This window comes from Kitasatospora sp. NPDC048239, assembly GCF_043202015.1.
Classification (GTDB): domain Bacteria; phylum Actinomycetota; class Actinomycetes; order Streptomycetales; family Streptomycetaceae; genus Kitasatospora.
This window is the reverse complement of record NZ_JBICZP010000031.1, coordinates 26,620-44,364: the sequence shown is the minus strand read 5'-3', so window position 1 is coordinate 44,364 and position 17,745 is coordinate 26,620. Positions and strand designations below refer to the sequence as shown.

11 protein-coding genes are annotated in these 17,745 nt (G+C 70.5%); 2 read left to right on the top strand and 9 right to left on the bottom strand.

Annotated features, from left to right (window positions below; all coding sequences use genetic code 11):
• Nucleotides 1–274: 274 nt before the first annotated feature.
• The 9 genes from ACGFZP_RS38785 to eccD form a co-directional block, all read right to left on the bottom strand.
• Nucleotides 275–1,960: a ribonuclease J gene (locus ACGFZP_RS38785; protein ID WP_392941980.1), complete on the bottom strand. Its 1,686-nt coding sequence runs from the start codon at nucleotides 1,958–1,960 to the stop codon at nucleotides 275–277.
• A gap of 170 nt (nucleotides 1,961–2,130) precedes the next feature.
• On the bottom strand, nucleotides 2,131–3,030 hold the full coding sequence (dapA, locus tag ACGFZP_RS38780) for a 4-hydroxy-tetrahydrodipicolinate synthase (RefSeq protein WP_392941978.1): 900 nt from the start codon (nucleotides 3,028–3,030) through the stop codon (nucleotides 2,131–2,133).
• Nucleotides 3,031–3,246: 216 nt separating this feature from the next.
• Entirely contained in the window at nucleotides 3,247–3,978 is a 732-nt protein-coding gene (thyX, locus tag ACGFZP_RS38775) for an FAD-dependent thymidylate synthase (protein WP_392941976.1), read from the bottom strand.
• Nucleotides 3,975–4,436 carry a hypothetical protein gene (locus ACGFZP_RS38770; protein ID WP_392941973.1) on the bottom strand — a complete coding sequence of 154 codons (462 nt, stop codon included), beginning with the start codon at nucleotides 4,434–4,436 and terminating at the stop codon, nucleotides 3,975–3,977. Before ACGFZP_RS38770 ends, thyX begins: the two co-directional genes overlap by 4 nt.
• A 7-nt stretch (nucleotides 4,437–4,443) precedes the next feature.
• Nucleotides 4,444–5,190 (bottom strand): 4-hydroxy-tetrahydrodipicolinate reductase, encoded by a 747-nt coding sequence (dapB, locus tag ACGFZP_RS38765; protein ID WP_392941971.1) that lies wholly within the window; start codon nucleotides 5,188–5,190, stop codon nucleotides 4,444–4,446.
• 14 nt (nucleotides 5,191–5,204) lie between these two features.
• The gene (locus tag ACGFZP_RS38760) at nucleotides 5,205–6,557 is read right to left on the bottom strand and encodes a M16 family metallopeptidase (RefSeq protein WP_392941968.1); all 1,353 of its coding nucleotides are present in this window, start codon (nucleotides 6,555–6,557) and stop codon (nucleotides 5,205–5,207) included.
• Between the two features lie 105 nt (nucleotides 6,558–6,662).
• Nucleotides 6,663–8,870, bottom strand: a complete 2,208-nt coding sequence (locus ACGFZP_RS38755) for a polyribonucleotide nucleotidyltransferase (protein ID WP_392941965.1) — start codon at nucleotides 8,868–8,870, stop codon at nucleotides 6,663–6,665.
• A 435-nt stretch (nucleotides 8,871–9,305) separates the two neighbouring features.
• On the bottom strand, nucleotides 9,306–9,596 hold the full coding sequence (gene rpsO, locus ACGFZP_RS38750) for a 30S ribosomal protein S15 (protein WP_031072625.1): 291 nt from the start codon (nucleotides 9,594–9,596) through the stop codon (nucleotides 9,306–9,308).
• 162 nt (nucleotides 9,597–9,758) lie between these two features.
• Nucleotides 9,759–11,216 carry a type VII secretion integral membrane protein EccD gene (eccD, locus tag ACGFZP_RS38745; RefSeq protein ID WP_392941963.1) on the bottom strand — a complete coding sequence of 486 codons (1,458 nt, stop codon included), beginning with the start codon at nucleotides 11,214–11,216 and terminating at the stop codon, nucleotides 9,759–9,761.
• A gap of 401 nt (nucleotides 11,217–11,617) precedes the next feature.
• Here eccD and eccCa point away from each other — a divergent pair, with 401 nt between their 5' ends.
• Nucleotides 11,618–15,565, top strand: a complete 3,948-nt coding sequence (eccCa, locus tag ACGFZP_RS38740; RefSeq protein ID WP_392941960.1) for a type VII secretion protein EccCa — start codon at nucleotides 11,618–11,620, stop codon at nucleotides 15,563–15,565.
• 471 nt (nucleotides 15,566–16,036) lie between these two features.
• On the top strand, nucleotides 16,037–17,449 hold the full coding sequence (locus ACGFZP_RS38735) for an APC family permease (protein WP_392941958.1): 1,413 nt from the start codon (nucleotides 16,037–16,039) through the stop codon (nucleotides 17,447–17,449).
• Nucleotides 17,450–17,745 lie beyond the last annotated feature (296 nt).

The window sequence follows — 17,745 nt, the reverse complement described above, 5'->3', positions numbered from 1 at the left end:
TTCCTTCGGACCGCCTTCCAGCGGGCCCTCCGGGCGCTTCGTTCTTTCGTGTTTCCAGCTTATCAGATGTTTTCCGCTCCGTTTTCCGGAGTTTCGTTTATCTGATTTGCTTTGGCCTTTCGGCGCTCCCGAACTCTACCAGAGTTTCTCGGGCCGTTTTCCGCGCTCCGTTCTCGAATTTCATTTCGAGAACTTCTGCCGGGGCCGTCCCGTGGGGCAACCCGGAGAACATTACGCACCGGGCTGCCCCACGTCAAACCGACCAGCGGGAGGATCAGACCTCGACCACGACCGGCAGGATCATCGGCCGGCGGCGGTAGTTGTCCGCCACCCACTTGCCGATGGTCCGGCGGACCAGCTGCTGAACCTGACGGACCTCGAGGACGCCGTCACCGGCCGAGCGCTCCAGGGCCTCCTGGAGCTTCGCGACGACCGGGACGAACGCGTTGTCGTCGATACCGGAGCCGCGGGCCTGGATGGTCGGGCCGCTCACCATCTTGCCGTTGGTGGAGTCGACCACCACGAACACCGAGATGAAGCCCTCCTCGCCGAGGATTCTGCGGTCCTTGAGCGAGGCCTCGGTGATGTCGCCGACCGACGAGCCGTCGACGTAGACGTAGCCCGCCTGCACCTTGCCGACGATCCGCGCGACGCCGCCCTCCAGGTCGACGCAGACGCCGTCCTCGGCGATGACCGTGCGGTTGCGCGGCACACCGGTGGCGATGCCCAGGTCGGCGGCCGCCCGCAGGTGGCGCCACTCGCCGTGGACCGGCATCAGGTTGCGCGGCTTGCAGATGTTGAAGAAGTACAGGAGCTCGCCTGCCGAGGCGTGGCCCGAGACGTGCACCTTGGCGTTGCCCTTGTGCACGACCTTGGCGCCCCAGCGGGTCAGGCCGTTGATCACCCGGTAGATGGCGGTCTCGTTGCCGGGGATCAGCGAGGAGGCGAGGACGACGGTGTCGCCCTCGACGATGCGGATCTGGTGGTCGCGGTTGGCCATCCGGGACAGCGCGGCCATCGGCTCGCCCTGCGAACCGGTACAGATCAGCACGACGTCCTTGTCCGGCAGGTCGTCCAGCTGCTTGACGTCCACGATCATGTTGCCGGGGACCTTCAGGTAGCCGAGGTCCCGCGCGATGCCCATGTTGCGGACCATCGAGCGGCCGACGAAGGCGACCTTGCGCTTGTGCTCGTGCGCGGCGTCCAGCACCTGCTGGATCCGGTGCACGTGGCTCGCGAAGGAGGCCACGATGATCCGCTTCTCGGCGCTCGCGAAAACGTTTCGCAGCGCGGCCGAGATGTCCCGCTCGGACGGGATGAAGCCGGGGACCTCGGCGTTGGTGGAGTCCACCAGCAGCAGGTCCATGCCCTCCTCCGCCAGCTTGGCGAAGGCCGGCAGGTCGGTGAGGCGGCCGTCGAGCGGCAGCTGGTCCATCTTGAAGTCGCCGGTGGCGACGACCATGCCGGCCGGCGTGCGGACGGCCACGGCCAGCGCGTCGGGGATGGAGTGGTTGACCGCGATGAACTGGCAGTCGAAGGGGCCGATCCGCTCGCGGTCGCCCTCCTTGACCTCCAGCACGTACGGGCGGATGCGGTGCTCGGCGAGCTTGGCCTCGATCAGGGCGAGGGTGAGCTTCGAACCGATCAGCGGGATGTCCGGGTTCTCCCGGAGCAGGAACGGCACCGCGCCGATGTGGTCCTCGTGCCCGTGGGTCAGGACGATGCCGTCGATCTTGTCGAGACGGCCCCGGATGTAGCTGAAGTCCGGGAGGATCAGGTCGACGCCGGGCTGCTCGTCCTCGGGGAAGAGGACACCGCAGTCGATGATGAGCATGCGGTCCCCGTACTCCAGGACCGTCATGTTGCGGCCGATCTCACCGAGACCGCCGAGCGGGGTGATGCGGAGGGCGCCCTCCTTGAGAGCGGGGGGCGCGCCGAGTTCGGGGTGCGGGTGGCTCAAAAGACTCTCCTCACGACGCACGCCATATGCCCGGGGTCCTCCCCCTGGAGACATATGGCGTGCGTACTCAGTGTCGGTTTCCTACTGGGTCGGTGCTCTCGCGCCTTCGTCCGGTCCAGCGACGGGCCCGTGAGGGGTCCGGCGAGCCGGGGCGCGCACGTCTGTGTCTGTTACAGGTGTACCCCGCCTGCGGCGAGATCCTTCTTCAATTGCGCGATCTCCTCGGAGTCCGCACCGATCAGCGGCAGCCGCAGCGGCCCGGCCGGCAGGCCCTGGAGCTCCAGCGCGGCCTTGGTGAGGATGACACCCTGCGTGCGGAACATACCGCTGAAGACCGGCAGCAGGCTCTGGTGGATCGCCGTGGCCTTGGCCACATCGCCGCTCTGGAAGGCCTCGACCATGCTGCGCAGCTCGCCCGCGACCACGTGTCCGACCACGCTGACCACGCCGACCGCTCCGACGGACAGCAGCGGCAGGTTCAGGATGTCGTCGCCGGAGTACCAGGCGAGGTCCGAGCGGGCGATCGCCCAGGCGGCGGCGCCGAGGTCGCCCTTGGCGTCCTTGTTGGCGACGATCCGCGGGTGCTCACCGAGCCGGACCAGCGTCTCGTGGCTCAGCGCGACACCGCTGCGGCCGGGGATGTCGTAGAGCATCACCGGCAGCCCGGTGGCGTCGGCGATGTGCGTGGTGTGCCGGTACAGGCCCTCCTGCGGGGGCTTGCTGTAGTACGGCGTGACGACCAGCAGGCCGTGGGCTCCGGCGGCCTCGGCCTGGCGGGCCAGGTCGGCGCTGTGGTGGGTGTCGTTGGTGCCGACACCGGCCACGACGTGGGCGCGGTCCCCCACCGCCTCCACCACGGCGCGTACGAGGCGGGCCTTCTCGGCGTCGCTGGTGGTCGGGGACTCGCCGGTGGTGCCGTTGACGACGAGGCCGTCGTTGCCGGAGTCGACGAGGTGGGCCGCGAGGCGCTGGGCGCCGTCGAGGTCGAGGCCGCCGTCGGCGGTGAACGGGGTGACCATGGCGGTCAGGACCCGGCCGAAAGGCGTCTGGGGGGTGGAGGTCGGAGCCATGCGTCCAAAGCTACTCGTAGGCGGTGGGGCGGTACCCATGCCGGTCCAGGGTTCGGACAGGTGTAGCACTCAGGTCGGCGCAGACAGTGGGATTCCGGTGCTGCATGCTCGGGGGTTCAAGCAGCACCGGAATCCGTGTCACGAGCGTAGGGAGCGGCCAGAAAAGCCGCAATCCAGACATGCCCGGCAAACCGTCCATATGCCTATCACCCCAGGTCAGGGGGCGACGCGGCCGTGCTTCTCGAAGGCCGCATGGGTGAGGGGCATGAGCCCGGCCCACTGCTCCTCCATCTGCTCGGCGACCATCTCGATCTCGCGCTGCGGGAAGGACGGCACGGCGGCGTTCTCCTTCTTGGTGCGCAGCGACAGGAAGTGCATCAGCGAGCGGGCGTTGCAGGTCGCGTACATCGAGGAGAACAGGCCGACCGGCAGGACGGCCCGGGCCACCTCGCGGGCGACGCCGGCGTCCAGCATCTCCTGGTACGCCTGGTAGGACGCCCGGTACGCGGACTGCATCTGCTCGCCGACCACGTCGAACTGCTCGGGTGTGCCCTCGACGAACTCGTAGCGGCCCGGACGGCCCTGCTGGACGAGCTTGCGCTCCTCGCCCGGCACGTAGAAGACCGGCTGCAGCTCGCGGTAGCGGCCGGACTCCTCGTTGTAGGACCAGCCGCTGCGGTGGCGGTGGAACTCGCGGAAGACGAAGATCGGCGCGCTGATGAAGAAGGTCATCGAGTTGTGCTCGAACGGCGTGCCGTGCCGGTCCCGCATCAGGTAGTTGATCAGGCCCTTGGACTTCTCCGGATCCTGCTGGAGCGCCTCCAGGGACTGCTCGCCCGCCGTCGAGACGCGGGCCGCCCAGATGACGTCCGAGTCGGCGGCGGCGCTGCGGACCAGCTCCACGGTCACATCGCTGCGGAACTGGGGGGCCGTCGTTTCATCGGTCACGCGCTACTCCTTGCGGGTTCGGTGCGGCTGTGCAGTGTGATCGCGTGCTGCATGGTCTTGCGGGCACGCGGGGTGTCCCCGGCGTCGGCGTACGCCACCGCGAGGCGGAAGAAGACCCGCCAGTCGCCGGGCGCCTCCTCGGCCTCCGCCCTGCGGCGGGCGAACACCTCGTCGGCCGAGGCCCGGTCGATCCGTCCGCCGGTGGTGCGCTTCAGCTCGTCCACCGGGAGGCCGCCCTCGGCCTCCAGCTCGCGGGCGAGCCGCTCACTGGCCCGGCCGAAGCGGACCGTCTGCCGCAGGAACCAGACCCCGATCGGCGGGATGACGAAGGCGCAGAGCCCCATGCCGATGCCGAGCGGCTTGCCGGTGGCGATCAGCTGGACGCCCTCGCCCACGCAGACCAGGGCCACCAGCAGCAGGACGCCGGAGAGGACGAAGAAACCGGTACGGGAGGTCATCCGGTGCTCACAGGTCCAGGAAGTTCTCGAGGCCCACGGTGAGCCCGTGGTGCTCCACGACCTTGCGGACACCGAGCAGGATGCCGGGCATGAAGCTGCTGTGGTGCAGCGAGTCGTGCCGGATGGTGAGCGTCTCACCGGTGTCGCCGAACATCACCTGCTGGTGCGCGAGCAGGCCACGCAGCCGGACGGCGTGCACCGGCACTCCGTCCACGTCGGCGCCGCGGGCGCCGGGCAGGCTGTGCGTGGTCGGGTCCTGCTGCGCGGGCAGGCCGGCCTCCGCGCGGGCGGCGGCGATCAGCTGCGCGGTGCGGGTGGCGGTGCCGCTGGGCGCGTCCGCCTTGCGGTCGTGGTGCAGCTCGACGACCTCGACCGACTCGAAGTACCGGGCCGCGGTCTGCGCGAACTTCATGCCCAGCACGGCGCCGAGCGAGAAGTTCGGCGCGATCAGCAGCCCCAGTTCGGGCGCCTCGTCCAGCAGGCCGCCGACGGTGGCCAGCCGCTCGTCCGTCCACCCGGTGGTGCCGGTGACCACGTGGATGCCGTGGCGCAGGCAGTAGTCGAGGTTGCCCATCACCGAGTCGGGGTGGGTCAGCTCGACGGCGACCTGCACACCCGCCCTGGTCAGCTCGTCGAGGTCGGAGCCCCGGCCCAGCGCGGCGACCAGCTCCATGTCCGGGGCGGCCTCGACGGCCTTGACGGCCTCGGAGCCGATCCGGCCCCCGGCGCCGATCACGGCGACACGCAGCGTCATAGCGATTAGTCCCTTCAGACCAGCAGGTCGGCGAGCCTGGCGGCCCGCTTGTCGTTGATCGGGCCGATCAGCGCCAGCGACGGCCGGTACGCGCCCAGCACATCACGGGCCACGGCGTGGACGTCGTCCAGGGTCACGGCCGCTATCTTGGCCAGCATCTCGTCCACCGAGAGGTGGTGGCCGTAGCTCAGCTCGGCCTTGCCGATCCGGTTCATCAGCGAGCCGGTGTCCTCCATGCCGAGCACGGTGGAGCCGGAGATCTGGCCGATCGCCCGGCGCAGCTCCTCCTCGGTGATGCCGTCGGCGACCACCTTGGCGAGCTCCTCGCGGCAGATCCGCAGCACCTCCTCGACCCGCTTGGGCTGGCAGCCGGCGTAGATGCCGAACAGGCCGCTGTCCGCGTAGGAGGAGGAGTAGGAGTACACCGAGTACGCCAGGCCGCGCTTCTCCCGGACCTCCTGGAAGAGCCGCGAGCTCATGCCGCCGCCGAGGGCCGCGTTGAGCACGCCCATCGCCCAGCGGCGCTCGTCGTGCCGGGGCACGCCGGGCACGCCCAGCACCAGGTGGGCCTGCTCGGTGGAGCGGTTGAGCACCTCGACCCGGCCGGCCGTGCGGAGCGCCTTGACGCCGCGGCGGGCCGCGGCGGGGGCCGCCTCGGAGCGCGCCAGCAGCGGTGCGAAGGCCTGCTCGACCTGCTTGACGACCTTGCGGTGGTCCAGGTTGCCGGCCGCCGCGACCACCAGGAGCTCGGGCTTGTAGCGGCGGTGGAAGAACCCGGCGATCTGGTCCCGGGTGAGGCCCTGGACGGTCTCCTGGGTGCCGAGGATCGGGCGGCCGAGCGGGCCGCTGCCGAAGATCGCCTTGGCGAAGAGGTCGTGCACCACGTCGCCCGGGTCGTCCTCGGCCATCGCCATCTCCTCGAGGATGACGCCGCGCTCGGCCTCCACGTCCTCGGGGCGGATCAGCGAGCCGGTGAGCATGTCGCAGACCACGTCGATGGCCAGCGGCAGGTCGGTGTCCAGGACCCGGGCGTAGTAGCAGGTGTTCTCCTTCGCGGTGAAGGCGTTCATCTCGCCGCCGACCGCGTCCAGGGCCGCCGAGATGTCCAGCGCGCTGCGCCGCTCGGTGCCCTTGAAGAGGAGGTGCTCCAGGTAGTGGGTGGCACCGTTCAGCTGCGGGGTCTCGTCCCGTGAGCCGACGCCGACCCAGATGCCGAAGGTCGCGGAGCGCACCGTCGGCAGGGTCTCGGTGACGACCCGCAGGCCGCCGGGGAGGACGGTGCGGCGTACCGTGCCGGCACCGTCGACCCCCTTGAGCAGGGTCCGGGTGGTGCCGGGGCGCTGCGTCGCCGCCGAGGCCTGAGCCACGGGGTGTACCTCCGTAGTGATGCGAGAACAACAGGGTGCGGCCCGCACGCCGACGGGGCGTGCGGGCCGCGGCCGCTTCTATGGAACGGGGTGGCTAGCGGCGCTTCACTCGGAAGCGGCCTCGCCGCCCTCCTCGCCCTCGACGACCGGGATCAGCGAGAGCTTGCCGCGCGGGTCGATCTCGGCGATCTCGACCTGGACCTTGGCGCCGACGCCCAGCACGTCCTCGACGTTCTCCACGCGCTTGCCACCGGCGAGCTTGCGGATCTGCGAGATGTGCAGCAGGCCGTCCTTGCCCGGCATGAGCGAAACGAACGCGCCGAACGTCGTGGTCTTCACCACGGTGCCCAGGTAGCGCTCGCCGACCTCCGGCATGGTCGGGTTGGCGATCTGGTTGATCGTCGTACGGGCAGCCTCCGCCGAGGGACCGTCGACCGCACCGATGTAGATGGTGCCGTCGTCCTCGATGGTGATGTCCGCGCCGGTGTCCTCCTGGATCTGGTTGATCATCTTGCCCTTGGGGCCGATGACCTCACCGATCTTGTCCACCGGGATCTTGATGGTGATGATGCGCGGGGCGTTCGGCGACATCTCGTCCGGAGTGTCGATCGCCTCGTTCATCACGTCGAGGATGTGCAGGCGGGCGTCCTTGGCCTGCTTCAGCGCGGCGGCCAGCACCGACGCCGGGATGCCGTTCAGCTTGGTGTCCAGCTGCAGGGCGGTGATGAAGTTGCGGGTACCGGCGACCTTGAAGTCCATGTCGCCGAACGCGTCCTCGGCGCCCAGGATGTCGGTCAGCGCGACGTAGTGCGTCTCGCCGTCGATCTCCTGCGAGATCAGGCCCATCGCGATACCGGCGACGGCGGCCTTCAGCGGCACACCGGCGTTCAGCAGCGACATGGTCGAGGCGCAGACCGAGCCCATCGAGGTGGAGCCGTTGGAGCTCAGCGCCTCGGAGACCTGGCGGATCGCGTAGGGGAACTCCTCGCGGGTCGGCAGCACGGGCAGGATCGCCCGCTCGGCCAGCGCGCCGTGGCCGATCTCGCGGCGCTTGGGCGAGCCCACGCGGCCGGTCTCGCCGACCGAGTACGGCGGGAAGTTGTAGTTGTGCATGTAGCGGCGACGCGTCTCCGGGGAGAGCGTGTCGAGCTGCTGCTCCATGCGGAGCATGTTCAGCGTGGTGACGCCCAGGATCTGGGTCTCGCCGCGCTCGAACAGGGCCGAGCCGTGGACGCGCGGGATGGCCTCGACCTCGGCGGCCAGGGTGCGGATGTCGGTGACACCGCGGCCGTCGATGCGGACCTTGTCCTTGATGACGCGCTCGCGCACGACCTTCTTCGTCAGCGCGTTGTACGCGGCGCTGATCTCCTTCTCGCGGCCCTCGAACTCCGGCAGGAGCTTCTCGGCGGCGATCGCCTTGACGCGGTCCAGCTCGGCGTTGCGCTCCTGCTTGCCGGGGATGGTCAGCGCCTGCGACAGCTCGTCCTTGACCGCGTTGGTCAGGGCGGCCAGCACGTCGTCCTGGTAGTCCAGGAAGATCGGGAACTCGGCGGTCGGCTTGGCGGCCTGGGCGGCCAGCTGCGACTGCGCGGCGCAGAGCACCTTGATGAAGGGCTTCGAGGCCTCGAGGCCGGCGGCCACGACGTCCTCGGTCGGCGCCTCGGCGCCGCCCTCGACCAGCTTGATGGTCTTGGTGGTGGCCTCGGCCTCGACCATCATGATCGCGACATCGCCGTCGGGCAGCGTGCGGCCGGCGACGACCATGTCGAAGACGGCGTCCTCCAGCTCGCTGTGGGTCGGGAACGCGACCCACTGGCCCTTGATCAGCGCGACGCGGACGCCGCCGATCGGGCCGGAGAACGGCAGGCCGGCCAGCTGGGTGGACGCGGAGGCGGCGTTGATGGCCACGACGTCGTACAGGTGGTCGGGGTTGAGCGCCATGATCGTGCAGACGACCTGGATCTCGTTGCGCAGGCCCTTGACGAAGGACGGGCGCAGCGGGCGGTCGATCAGGCGGCAGGTGAGGATCGCGTCCTCGGAGGGCCGGCCCTCACGACGGAAGAACGAGCCGGGGATGCGGCCCGCGGCGTACATCCGCTCCTCGACGTCCACGGTCAGCGGGAAGAAGTCGAAGTGCTCCTTCGGCTGCTTGGAGGCGCTCGTGGCCGACAGCACCATGGTGTCGTCGTCCAGGTAGGCCACGGCGGAGCCGGCGGCCTGACGGGCCAGGCGGCCGGTCTCGAAGCGGATGGTACGGGTGCCGAAGGAACCGTTGTCGATGACGGCTTCGGCGTAGAACACGTTCTCTTCCACCTGGAAGATCTCCTCTTTCGTACGTCTCCGGGAGAGCGTCCCCGCGCTTGGCCTGCCGGTGGGCCCTGGACCAGCCGGGCCGGTCTTCGATCGAAGCCTCCGGAGTGCCCGCTCGGTCTGCGGGACTTCCGACGGCCACTACCGAGGACCGGCGCCTCTCGGCTGCCAGGCCTGGACGGGCGGTCCGCGTCTGGACGCTCTCTCGGATGCGGGCGGCTTCCGTTTGAAGCCTTCGTCCCGCGGGGGGTTGGGGTCCTGGTTCGGGTGGCGCGCCATTGGCGCCATCACCCGGCATGCCCACAACCCTACGGTGCAATCCTCGGCCACCTGGGGAGGTGCGCGCGAGTTGTTATGTTCGGGCGCCGCGGATCGTCGGCCGCGGCATACGCGCGAGGGGCGGCTCCCCGGTGTGGGGAGCCGCCCCGTGCGGCGGTCTTAGCGGGCGCCACCGGCGGCACCGCGGCGGATGCCCAGGCGGTCGACGAGCGTACGGAAGCGCTCGATGTCCTTCTTGGCCAGGTACTGCAGCAGGCGGCGGCGCTGGCCGACCAGGATCAGCAGGCCACGACGCGAGTGGTGGTCGTGCTTGTGGGTCTTGAGGTGCTCGGTCAGGTCCGAGATACGGCGCGAGAGCATGGCGACCTGGACCTCGGGGGAGCCGGTGTCGCCCTCCTTCTGGCCGAACTCGGCGAAGATCTGCTTCTTGACGTCAGAGGCGAGAGCCACTGCAACTCCTTCAGAGGTGATACCGAGCAGTCCTGGTCTACGGCACAGGACTCTTGGAGAACTCGGTGTCGTAATGCGGGCGCCGCCTGCTGCCTCCGACCCGGGGCCGGGCACACGGCTGCGCTCGAAGGCCAAGCGTACCAGTGCCCGTCCTCGGGCCGGTCAGCCGGTGGCGCCGCGTACCAGGTTGTAGACGTCGAGCACGGCCAGCGCGATCGGGACGAGGGCGATCAGGGTGATGCTGTCGACCAGGTCCAGGATGCGTCCCCAGAAGGGGGAGACGCCGAGTCGGGGCACCACCAGGGCGATGGCGGTGAGCACCGCCGCACCGAAGGCGATCGAGGCGGCCATCCAGATGGTGCGCAGGTCGACGTCGGTGGAGCTGGTGGCCTTCAGGATGAACAGCGGGGTGTGCAGCGACAGGCCGATGATCAGCAGCGACAGGCCGAGCAGGCCCGCGATGGTGAGGCTGAAGACCTGCGCGGTGTAGCGGAACAGCCGGGCGCGCAGCATGGTGGCGATGCCGATGGCCAGGGCGAGCAGCTCGGGGTAGACCTGGTCGGTGAAGCCGAGCACCGCGCAGGCGCCGACGATCACCGCGGCGCAGCCGCCGACCAGGCCGACCAGCACCTCGTGGCCGCGGCGGGCCTGCTGGGCGATCCGCTCGTACTGGACGGCCTCGGCGCGGCCGGCCTCCTCGTCGTAGTCGCGGCTGCGGGTGCGGGTCTGGCCGGGGGCGCTGAAGCCGACGGGCAGCCGGGCGAAGCGCGCGGACAGGCCGGGCAGGAAGCCGATCACGGCGACGGCCGCGACACCGGTGACGGCGGCGATGTGGCCGGCCGGGGTCTGCGGGAGGAGGACGGCGGCGAAGGTGGAGAGCGCGCCGGCCGCGGCCAGGAAGGCGGCGGCGACGAACAGCGAGTCCTTCTCGGGCAGCAGGCCGACCAGCAGGACGGCGACGACCAGGACGGCGACGCAGCCGGTGAGGAACTGGAGCCGGCCCGGGCCGTCCCACTTGTGGGCGACGGCGATGATGCCGCTGCCGCCGATCATGGCGTGCGGCAGCGCGCCCAGGCCGAGTGCCAGGGCGGCGTACGGGTCCTGGTAGACCCGGGCCCGGACGCCGGCCAGTGCGGTGAGCACGACGGCGGTGACGCCGGACAGCACGCCGGGCAGGCCGTGCATGTCGTGGAGCAGGTCGGAGAACCAGAGGGCGAAGCCGAGCAGGGTGAGCAGGACTCCGGCGCCGATCAGGCCGAAGGCCCGCATCAGCTCGGGGGTCCAGAAGCGGCGGTCGGCCTCGACGGCGCTGGCGATGGCGTCGGCGACGTCGTCGTAGACGGCCGGCGGCAGCGACTCGGCGAACGGGCGCAGGCTGAGCAGGTCGCCGTCGCGGACCTGCTGGGCGGCGAGCGGCAGTCCGCTGTCGAGCACGGTGCCGTCGCGGCGGACCAGGTGGAACCCGGTCGGGGCGCCGTCGGGCTGGGCCTGGCCGGAAAGGCGCAGCACCTCGGGGTAGACGTCCGCGAGCGGGACGTCCTCGGGCAGGGCGACGTCGATCCGGCTGTCCGGTGCGACGACGGTGACCCGGCAGAAGCCGGTCGTGGCGGCGGTGCTCATGCGCACCCCTCGATCGCTCGGCGCACTGGGCGCTCCCCCTTGTTGGTTGACTGTGCCGCGTACCGGCGGTGGTCTGGTCTGGCTGCTGCGCGGGCGCGCGGCCGGGGCGGAACTGGCTCGATCCGGCCATGAGTTGGCGCGGCGTTACCCTACCCGCTCCGTTCGTGCCCGGTGCCGCGCAGGGTGCGGTGGGGTAGGGCCGGTACGGCCCGCGGGGGCGACCAGTAGGATCGGCCCCTGCGCAAGGCGACGGGGGCAGGGGCCGCGCTCCTCCCCGGGTGCCTGCGGTCGGCGGAGCGGGGGCGGCGTCACACGGGGCGTCCTCACCCGTACGTATCCAGTTGCGTGAGGGCTGATGCCGAAGTGAGCGAGCGAACCGTTCAGGACCATTGGGTGGGCGCATGAGTGTTGTCATGGTCAAGCGGCCTGCCCGCGCCTATCCGCCGGTGGTGCCGGACGAGCCGGTGGAGTTGGTCACCCCGCCCGAACTGCCCAGGGCGGGCGGGGAGGACTGGGTGATGAGCATCCTGCCGATGCTCGGCATGGGCGGCTCGGCGGTGTTCTTCTTCTCGCCGGGCGCCGCGCCCCCGATGAAGATCATGGGCGGTCTGATGATCGTCTCCACGGTCGGGATGGCGCTGGCGCAGATCGTGCGGGCGCGCAAGGGCGGCTCCACCGCGACCGCGGACGAGCGGCGCGACTACCTCAAGTACCTGCAGCAGATGCGCCGCCAGGTGCGGCGCACCGCGGAGCGCCAGCGCGGCGCCCAGCTGTTCCTCAACCCCGAGCCCGACCAGCTCTGGTCGATCGTCGCGGACGGCCGCCGGTTGTGGGAACGCCGTACCGGGGACGCCGACTTCGCGCAGATCCGGGTCGGCCGGGGGCCGGTGCAGCTGTCCACTCCGCTGGTGGCCCCGCAGACCGCGCCGATGGACGAGCTGGAGCCGCTGTCCGCCGCCGCGATGCACACCTTCCTCAAGGCCCACGGCACTCTGCAGGACCTGCCGCTGGCGGTCTCGCTGCGCGCCTTCTACCACATCACGGTCTGCGGCGATCCTGACACGGTGTACGGCAACGTCCGGGCGATGATCGCCCAGTTGACGACCCTGCACTCGCCGGACGACCTGCTGGTCACGGTCGCCGCGGCGCCGGGCGCGGTGGACGAGTGGGAGTGGACCAAGTGGCTCCCGCACAACCAGCACCGCAAGGAGAACGACGGCGCCGGCTCGCGGCGGCTGATCGCCACCGGCCTCGGTGAGCTGGAGGACCTGCTCCAGGACGAACTGGCGGGGCGCCAGCGCTTCGTCCGGGACGCCGCTCCCGCGGCCGACCAGCCGCACATCATCGTCGTGATGGACGGTGCCTCTGTGCCGCACGACTCGCTGCTGGCCGGCGCCGAGGGTGTGCACGGGGTGACCATCGTCGAGGTCGTCCCGGGCGATCTGGACGAGCCGACCGGCCACCTGATCGTCACCGTCACCCCGCAGGAGCTGATGCTGCGTTCGGCCTCCGGTGCCACCTACGCCGGCAAGCCGGACACGCTGTCCACCTGGCAGTCCGAGGCGCTGGCCCGCCAGCTCGCGCCGTACCGGATCTCGGCCGGCGGCGACGACGAGCCGCTGCTGTCCAACCTGGACTTCACCGAGCTGATGGGCTCCGGCGACCCGGGCTCCTTCGACGTGACCCGCAGCTGGCGCACCCGCGCCCAGCACGAGAAGCTGCGGGTGCCGATCGGCGTCGGCGCCGGCGGCGAGCACGTCTACCTGGACATCAAGGAGGCCGCGCTGGACGGCATGGGCCCGCACGGCCTGTGCGTCGGCGCGACCGGCTCCGGCAAGTCGGAGCTGCTGCGCACCCTGGTGCTGGGTCTGGCGATGACCCACTCCTCGGAGACGCTGAACTTCGTCCTCGCGGACTTCAAGGGTGGTGCCACCTTCTCCGGGATGGCGGACATGCCGCACACCTCGGCGGTGATCACCAACCTGGAGGGCGAGCTCACCCTCGTCGACCGCATGCGCGACGCGATCGAGGGCGAGCTGAGCCGGCGCCAGGAGCTGCTGCGCTCGGCCGGCAACTACGCCAACCTCAACGAGTACGAGCGGGCCCGCGGGGCGGGTGCGGCGCTGGACCCGCTGCCCTCGCTGGTGCTGATCATCGACGAGTTCTCCGAGCTGCTCACCGCCAAGCCGGACTTCATCGACATGTTCATCCAGATCGGCCGGATCGGCCGTTCGCTGGGTGTGCACCTGCTGCTCGCCTCGCAGCGCCTGGAGGAGGGCAAGCTGCGCGGTCTGGACACCTATCTCTCGTACCGGATCGGTCTGCGGACCTTCTCGGCGGCCGAGTCGCGGGCGGCGATCGGTGTGCCGGACGCCTACCACCTGCCGCCGGTGCCCGGTGTCGGGTACCTGAAGTTCGGCACCGACGTGATGGACCGGTTCAAGGCCGCGTACGTGTCCGGGCCGTACCGCGCCCCGGGCCAGCAGCGGTCGGGCGGCGGGCGGCTGGTCACCGCGCAGCCGGTGCTGTTCACGGCCGCCGAGGTGCCGGTGCTGGAGCCGCTGGTGCAGGAGGTGGAGCCGGAGGTCGAGGAGCTGGACGACGCGCTGGTCGACACCGTGCTGGACGTGTTCGTGCAGCGGATGGCGGGCCAGGGGCCGGCCGCGCACCAGGTGTGGCTGCCGCCGCTGGAGGAGCCGATGAGCGTGGACCAGCTGCTGCCGCCGCTGCAGCCGACGCCGGAGCGCGGGCTGACCTCGCCCGGGTTCGGTGCGCTGGGCCGGCTGGTGGTGCCGGTGGGCATCGTCGACAAGCCCCGCGAGCAGCGCCGCGACGTGCTGCACCAGGACTACTCGGGCGCGGCCGGCCACGGCCTGATCGTCGGTGGTCCGCGGTCCGGCAAGTCGACCCTGGTGCGCACCACGGTGGCGGCCTTCGCGCTCACCCACACCCCGCTGGAGGCGCAGTTCTACCTGCTGGACTTCGGCGGCGGCGGCTTCCAGGGGCTGCAGGACCTGCCGCACGTCGGCGGGGTGGCCGGGCGGTTGGACGGCGAGAAGGTCCGCCGCATGATCAGCGAGGTGCACGGGGTGCTCAACCGGCGCGAGGAGCTGTTCCGCGCGACCGGTATCGACACCATCTCCACGTACCGCACCCGCCGGGCGAACGGGCAGCTGCCGGACGAGCAGTTCGGCGACGTGTTCCTGATGATCGACGGCTGGAACACCTTCAAGCAGGAATTCGAGATGCTGGAGCCGGTGATCGGGGACATCGCCCAGCGCGGCCTCGGCTACGGCGTCCACCTGGTCATCACGGCGGCCCGGTACGCCGAGGTGCGGCCGGCGCTGAAGGACCTGCTGCAGAACCGGACCGAGCTGAAGCTCGGTGACGCGATGGAGTCCGAGGTGGACCGCCGGGTGGCGCAGAACGTGCCGTCCTCCCCCGGGCGCGGTGTCACCGCGTCGAAGCTGCACTTCCTGTCGGGTCTGCCGCGGGTGGACGGCCTGTCCACGGTGGAGGACCTGCAGAGCGGTGTGGCCGGTCTGGTCGAGGCGGTCAACGCGGCCTGGTCGGGCCCGCGCGCGCCGCAGGTCCGGATGCTGCCGACGGTGCTCGACGGGCAGTCGCTGCCGAAGGGCTTCGAGGTCCCCGAGCGCGGTGTCGCGTTCGGCGTGGACGAGGTGGAGCTGGCTCCGGCCTTCGTCAACTTCGAGACCGACCCGCTGTTCATCGTCTTCGGCGAGAGCGAGTCCGGTAAGTCGGCGCTGCTGCGGATGCTGATCAAGCAGATCACCGAGCGGTACACCCCGGACCAGGCGGGCATCGTGGTCGGCGACTACCGGCGCGCGCTGCTCGGCACGGTGCCGCCGGAGTACCTGGTGGAGTACGCGGCCGCGCAGCCGGCCATGACGAGCATCGTGGAGATGCTGCGCGGGGCCTGCTCGCGCCGCCTCCCCGGCCCGGACGTGACCGCCGAGCAGCTGCGCAACCGCAGCTGGTACAGCGGCAAGGACATGTTCGTGATCGTGGACGACTACGAGCTGGTGGCGACCTCCTCGGGCAACCCGCTGGCGCCGCTGGCCGAGTTCCTGCCGTTCGCCCGCGACATCGGCCTGCGCATGATCATCGCGCGCAGCGCCGGCGGCGCCGGGCGCTCGCTGTACGAGCCGGTGATGCAGCGGATGCGCGAGCTGGGCGGCCAGGGCGTGATCCTGTCCGGCAGCAAGGACGAGGGCGCGCTGCTGGGCACCGTGAAGCCGCAGCCGCTGCCGGCCGGCCGCGGGGTGTTCGTGTCGCGCCGGATCACCAACGGGCAGATGGTGCAGACGGGCTGGCTGCCCTCCGCATAGTCCGCGCGTTTCGGTCACGTTCAGTGACCAGGGGTCGGGTTCCTCGGGAGCCCGGCCCCTTTCGCGTCCCACGTGCCGAAACGTTACCTAGATCTTTCCGGTCCGGCGCTGCGGTTCCCGTCGTGGCCCCGGGGCCCGGCGGGCCGCCGAGGGGCGCCTGGGCGTGCCACCGTCACACTCGACCGCAGCCTTTGAATCCCATACCGCAACACTGCGTTCACCTTGGATTCAATCGCGATGTGGCAGAGGTAACAACTCGGACATACTTGACAATTACCGTGAGCGATCACCGGATCGTATGTTTATGCCGTTTCATGCAACGGATTCCGAAGCAATTCGGCCATTGACGCAATCAATACGGCCAGGTTCCATGGCGAACCGGGAGCGTCAGAACCAGGACCCAGAGCAACCAGCCGGCGGAGGCGATACCGCTCCCCTCTCCAGGACCGCACAGAGTCGATCGGAAGCCGCATGACCGACACGCTTCGCCCGCCACGCGCCGTAGCCCCCGCTGCGGCAACCGAGGGCGCCACCGCCTCGCCCCAGAAGCTCAAGCGCTCGATCGGCGTCGTGGGCGGGACCCTGCTCACGCTGTCCTGCGTCACCCCGGCCTCCACGCTCTTCGTGATCGTCCCGGAGCTGTTCTCCAGCATCGGCAGCGCCACCGCGCTGGCCATCGCGATCGGCTCGGTGCTCTGTATCGCGGTGGCCTTCTGCTACTCCGAGCTCGGCACCCTGATCCCCAGCGCCGGCGGCGAGTACGCGATGGTCGGCACCCTGGCCGGACGGCTGGCCGGCTGGCTGGTCTTCGTGCTGTCGCTGATCGTGGTGCTGATCGTCCCCTCGGTGATCGCACTCGGCACCGCCGACTACCTCGCCCCGGTACTGCACGTGGACAAGCCCATGGCCGGCGCCGCGGTGATGCTCGCCGCCACCCTGGCCGGCCTGCTGGACCTGCGCGCCAACGCCTGGATCACCGGCATCTTCCTGGTGCTGGAGGTCATCGCCGCCGGGGTGGTCTCGGTGCTCGGCTTCGCCCACGCCAACAGCGGCGCGCCCAGCATGCTGCACGGCGTGGTGACCGGCGAGGGCGGTGCCACCACCACGGTGAGCATCGGCGCCATCATCGGCGCGCTCGGCATCGCACTCTTCATCACCCAGGGCTTCTCCACCGCGGTCTACCTCTCGGAGGAGCTGGAGAACCCGCGCCGCAACGTCTCGCGCACCGTGCTGTGGACGCTCGGCATCTCCGCCGCCGTCATCCTCGTCCCGGTGGTCGCCATCACCGTGGGCGCCCCCGACCTGGAGACCCTGAGCTCCGGCGACATCTCCGGCATGGTCACCGCCTGGAGCAGCTCCGCGGTCGGCACCTTCATCAGCCTCTGCGTCGCGCTGGCCATCATCAACGCCGGCATCGTCATGGTCATCCAGAACTCCCGGGTGCTGTTCGCCTCGGCCCGCGACAAGGCCTGGCCCGAGCCGGTCAACAAGGCCTTCGCCACCCTGGGCCGGTTCGGCTCCCCGTGGATCGCCACGCTGGCCGTGGGCCTGCCCGGCGCCGCCCTGTGCTTCGTCAAGGGCGAGCTGCTCAGCGAGATCACCGGCGTCGCGGTGACCGGGATGTACCTGCTGGTCGCGATCGCCGCCCTGATGTCGCGCCGCAACCACCACAAGCACGCTGCCGCCTGGCGGATGCCGCTCTGGCCGGCCGTCCCGGTCGTGCTGATCGCGGTGCTCGTCTACATCATGACCCAGCTGGACACCGAGCCCCTGCTGTGGACCGGCGGCATCACCGCCGCCGCCACCCTCTACTGGCTGTTCTACCTGCGCCCCCGGCAGGACACCCGCTGGGTGATCACCCTCCCCGAGGACGAGCAGGCCTGACGACCCCCACCCCACCCCCATGCGGCAGTGCCCCGGGCTCCCCCAGGCCCGGGGCACTGCCGTGTCCGCACGGTGCTACTTCTTGAGCGTCCACTTCGGGCTGACGGCGGCGGCCTTCAGCTGCTCCACGGTCAGCACCGGCTGTTCCCCGCCGGTGGGGCGTTGCCGCTGACATCTGTTGGATGCGGCGGGCGGGGCGGGATGTTACAGCCGGACCGAAAGAGGTTTCCGCGACGGCCGGCCGGGTCGGTTCACCGGATCGGCGGGCGCGGAGGGTTCACCGGCACGGCGGACGG

Coding starts and splice junctions, on each gene's coding strand:
- dapA (WP_392941978.1), bottom strand. CDS start 3,030: ATGGCTCCGACCTCCACCCCCCAGACGCCTTTCGGCCGGGTCCTGACC.
- ACGFZP_RS38770 (WP_392941973.1), bottom strand. CDS start 4,436: ATGACCTCCCGTACCGGTTTCTTCGTCCTCTCCGGCGTCCTGCTGCTG.
- dapB (WP_392941971.1), bottom strand. CDS start 5,190: ATGACGCTGCGTGTCGCCGTGATCGGCGCCGGGGGCCGGATCGGCTCC.
- eccD (WP_392941963.1), bottom strand. CDS start 11,216: ATGAGCACCGCCGCCACGACCGGCTTCTGCCGGGTCACCGTCGTCGCA.
- eccCa (WP_392941960.1), top strand. CDS start 11,618: ATGAGTGTTGTCATGGTCAAGCGGCCTGCCCGCGCCTATCCGCCGGTG.
- ACGFZP_RS38735 (WP_392941958.1), top strand. CDS start 16,037: ATGACCGACACGCTTCGCCCGCCACGCGCCGTAGCCCCCGCTGCGGCA.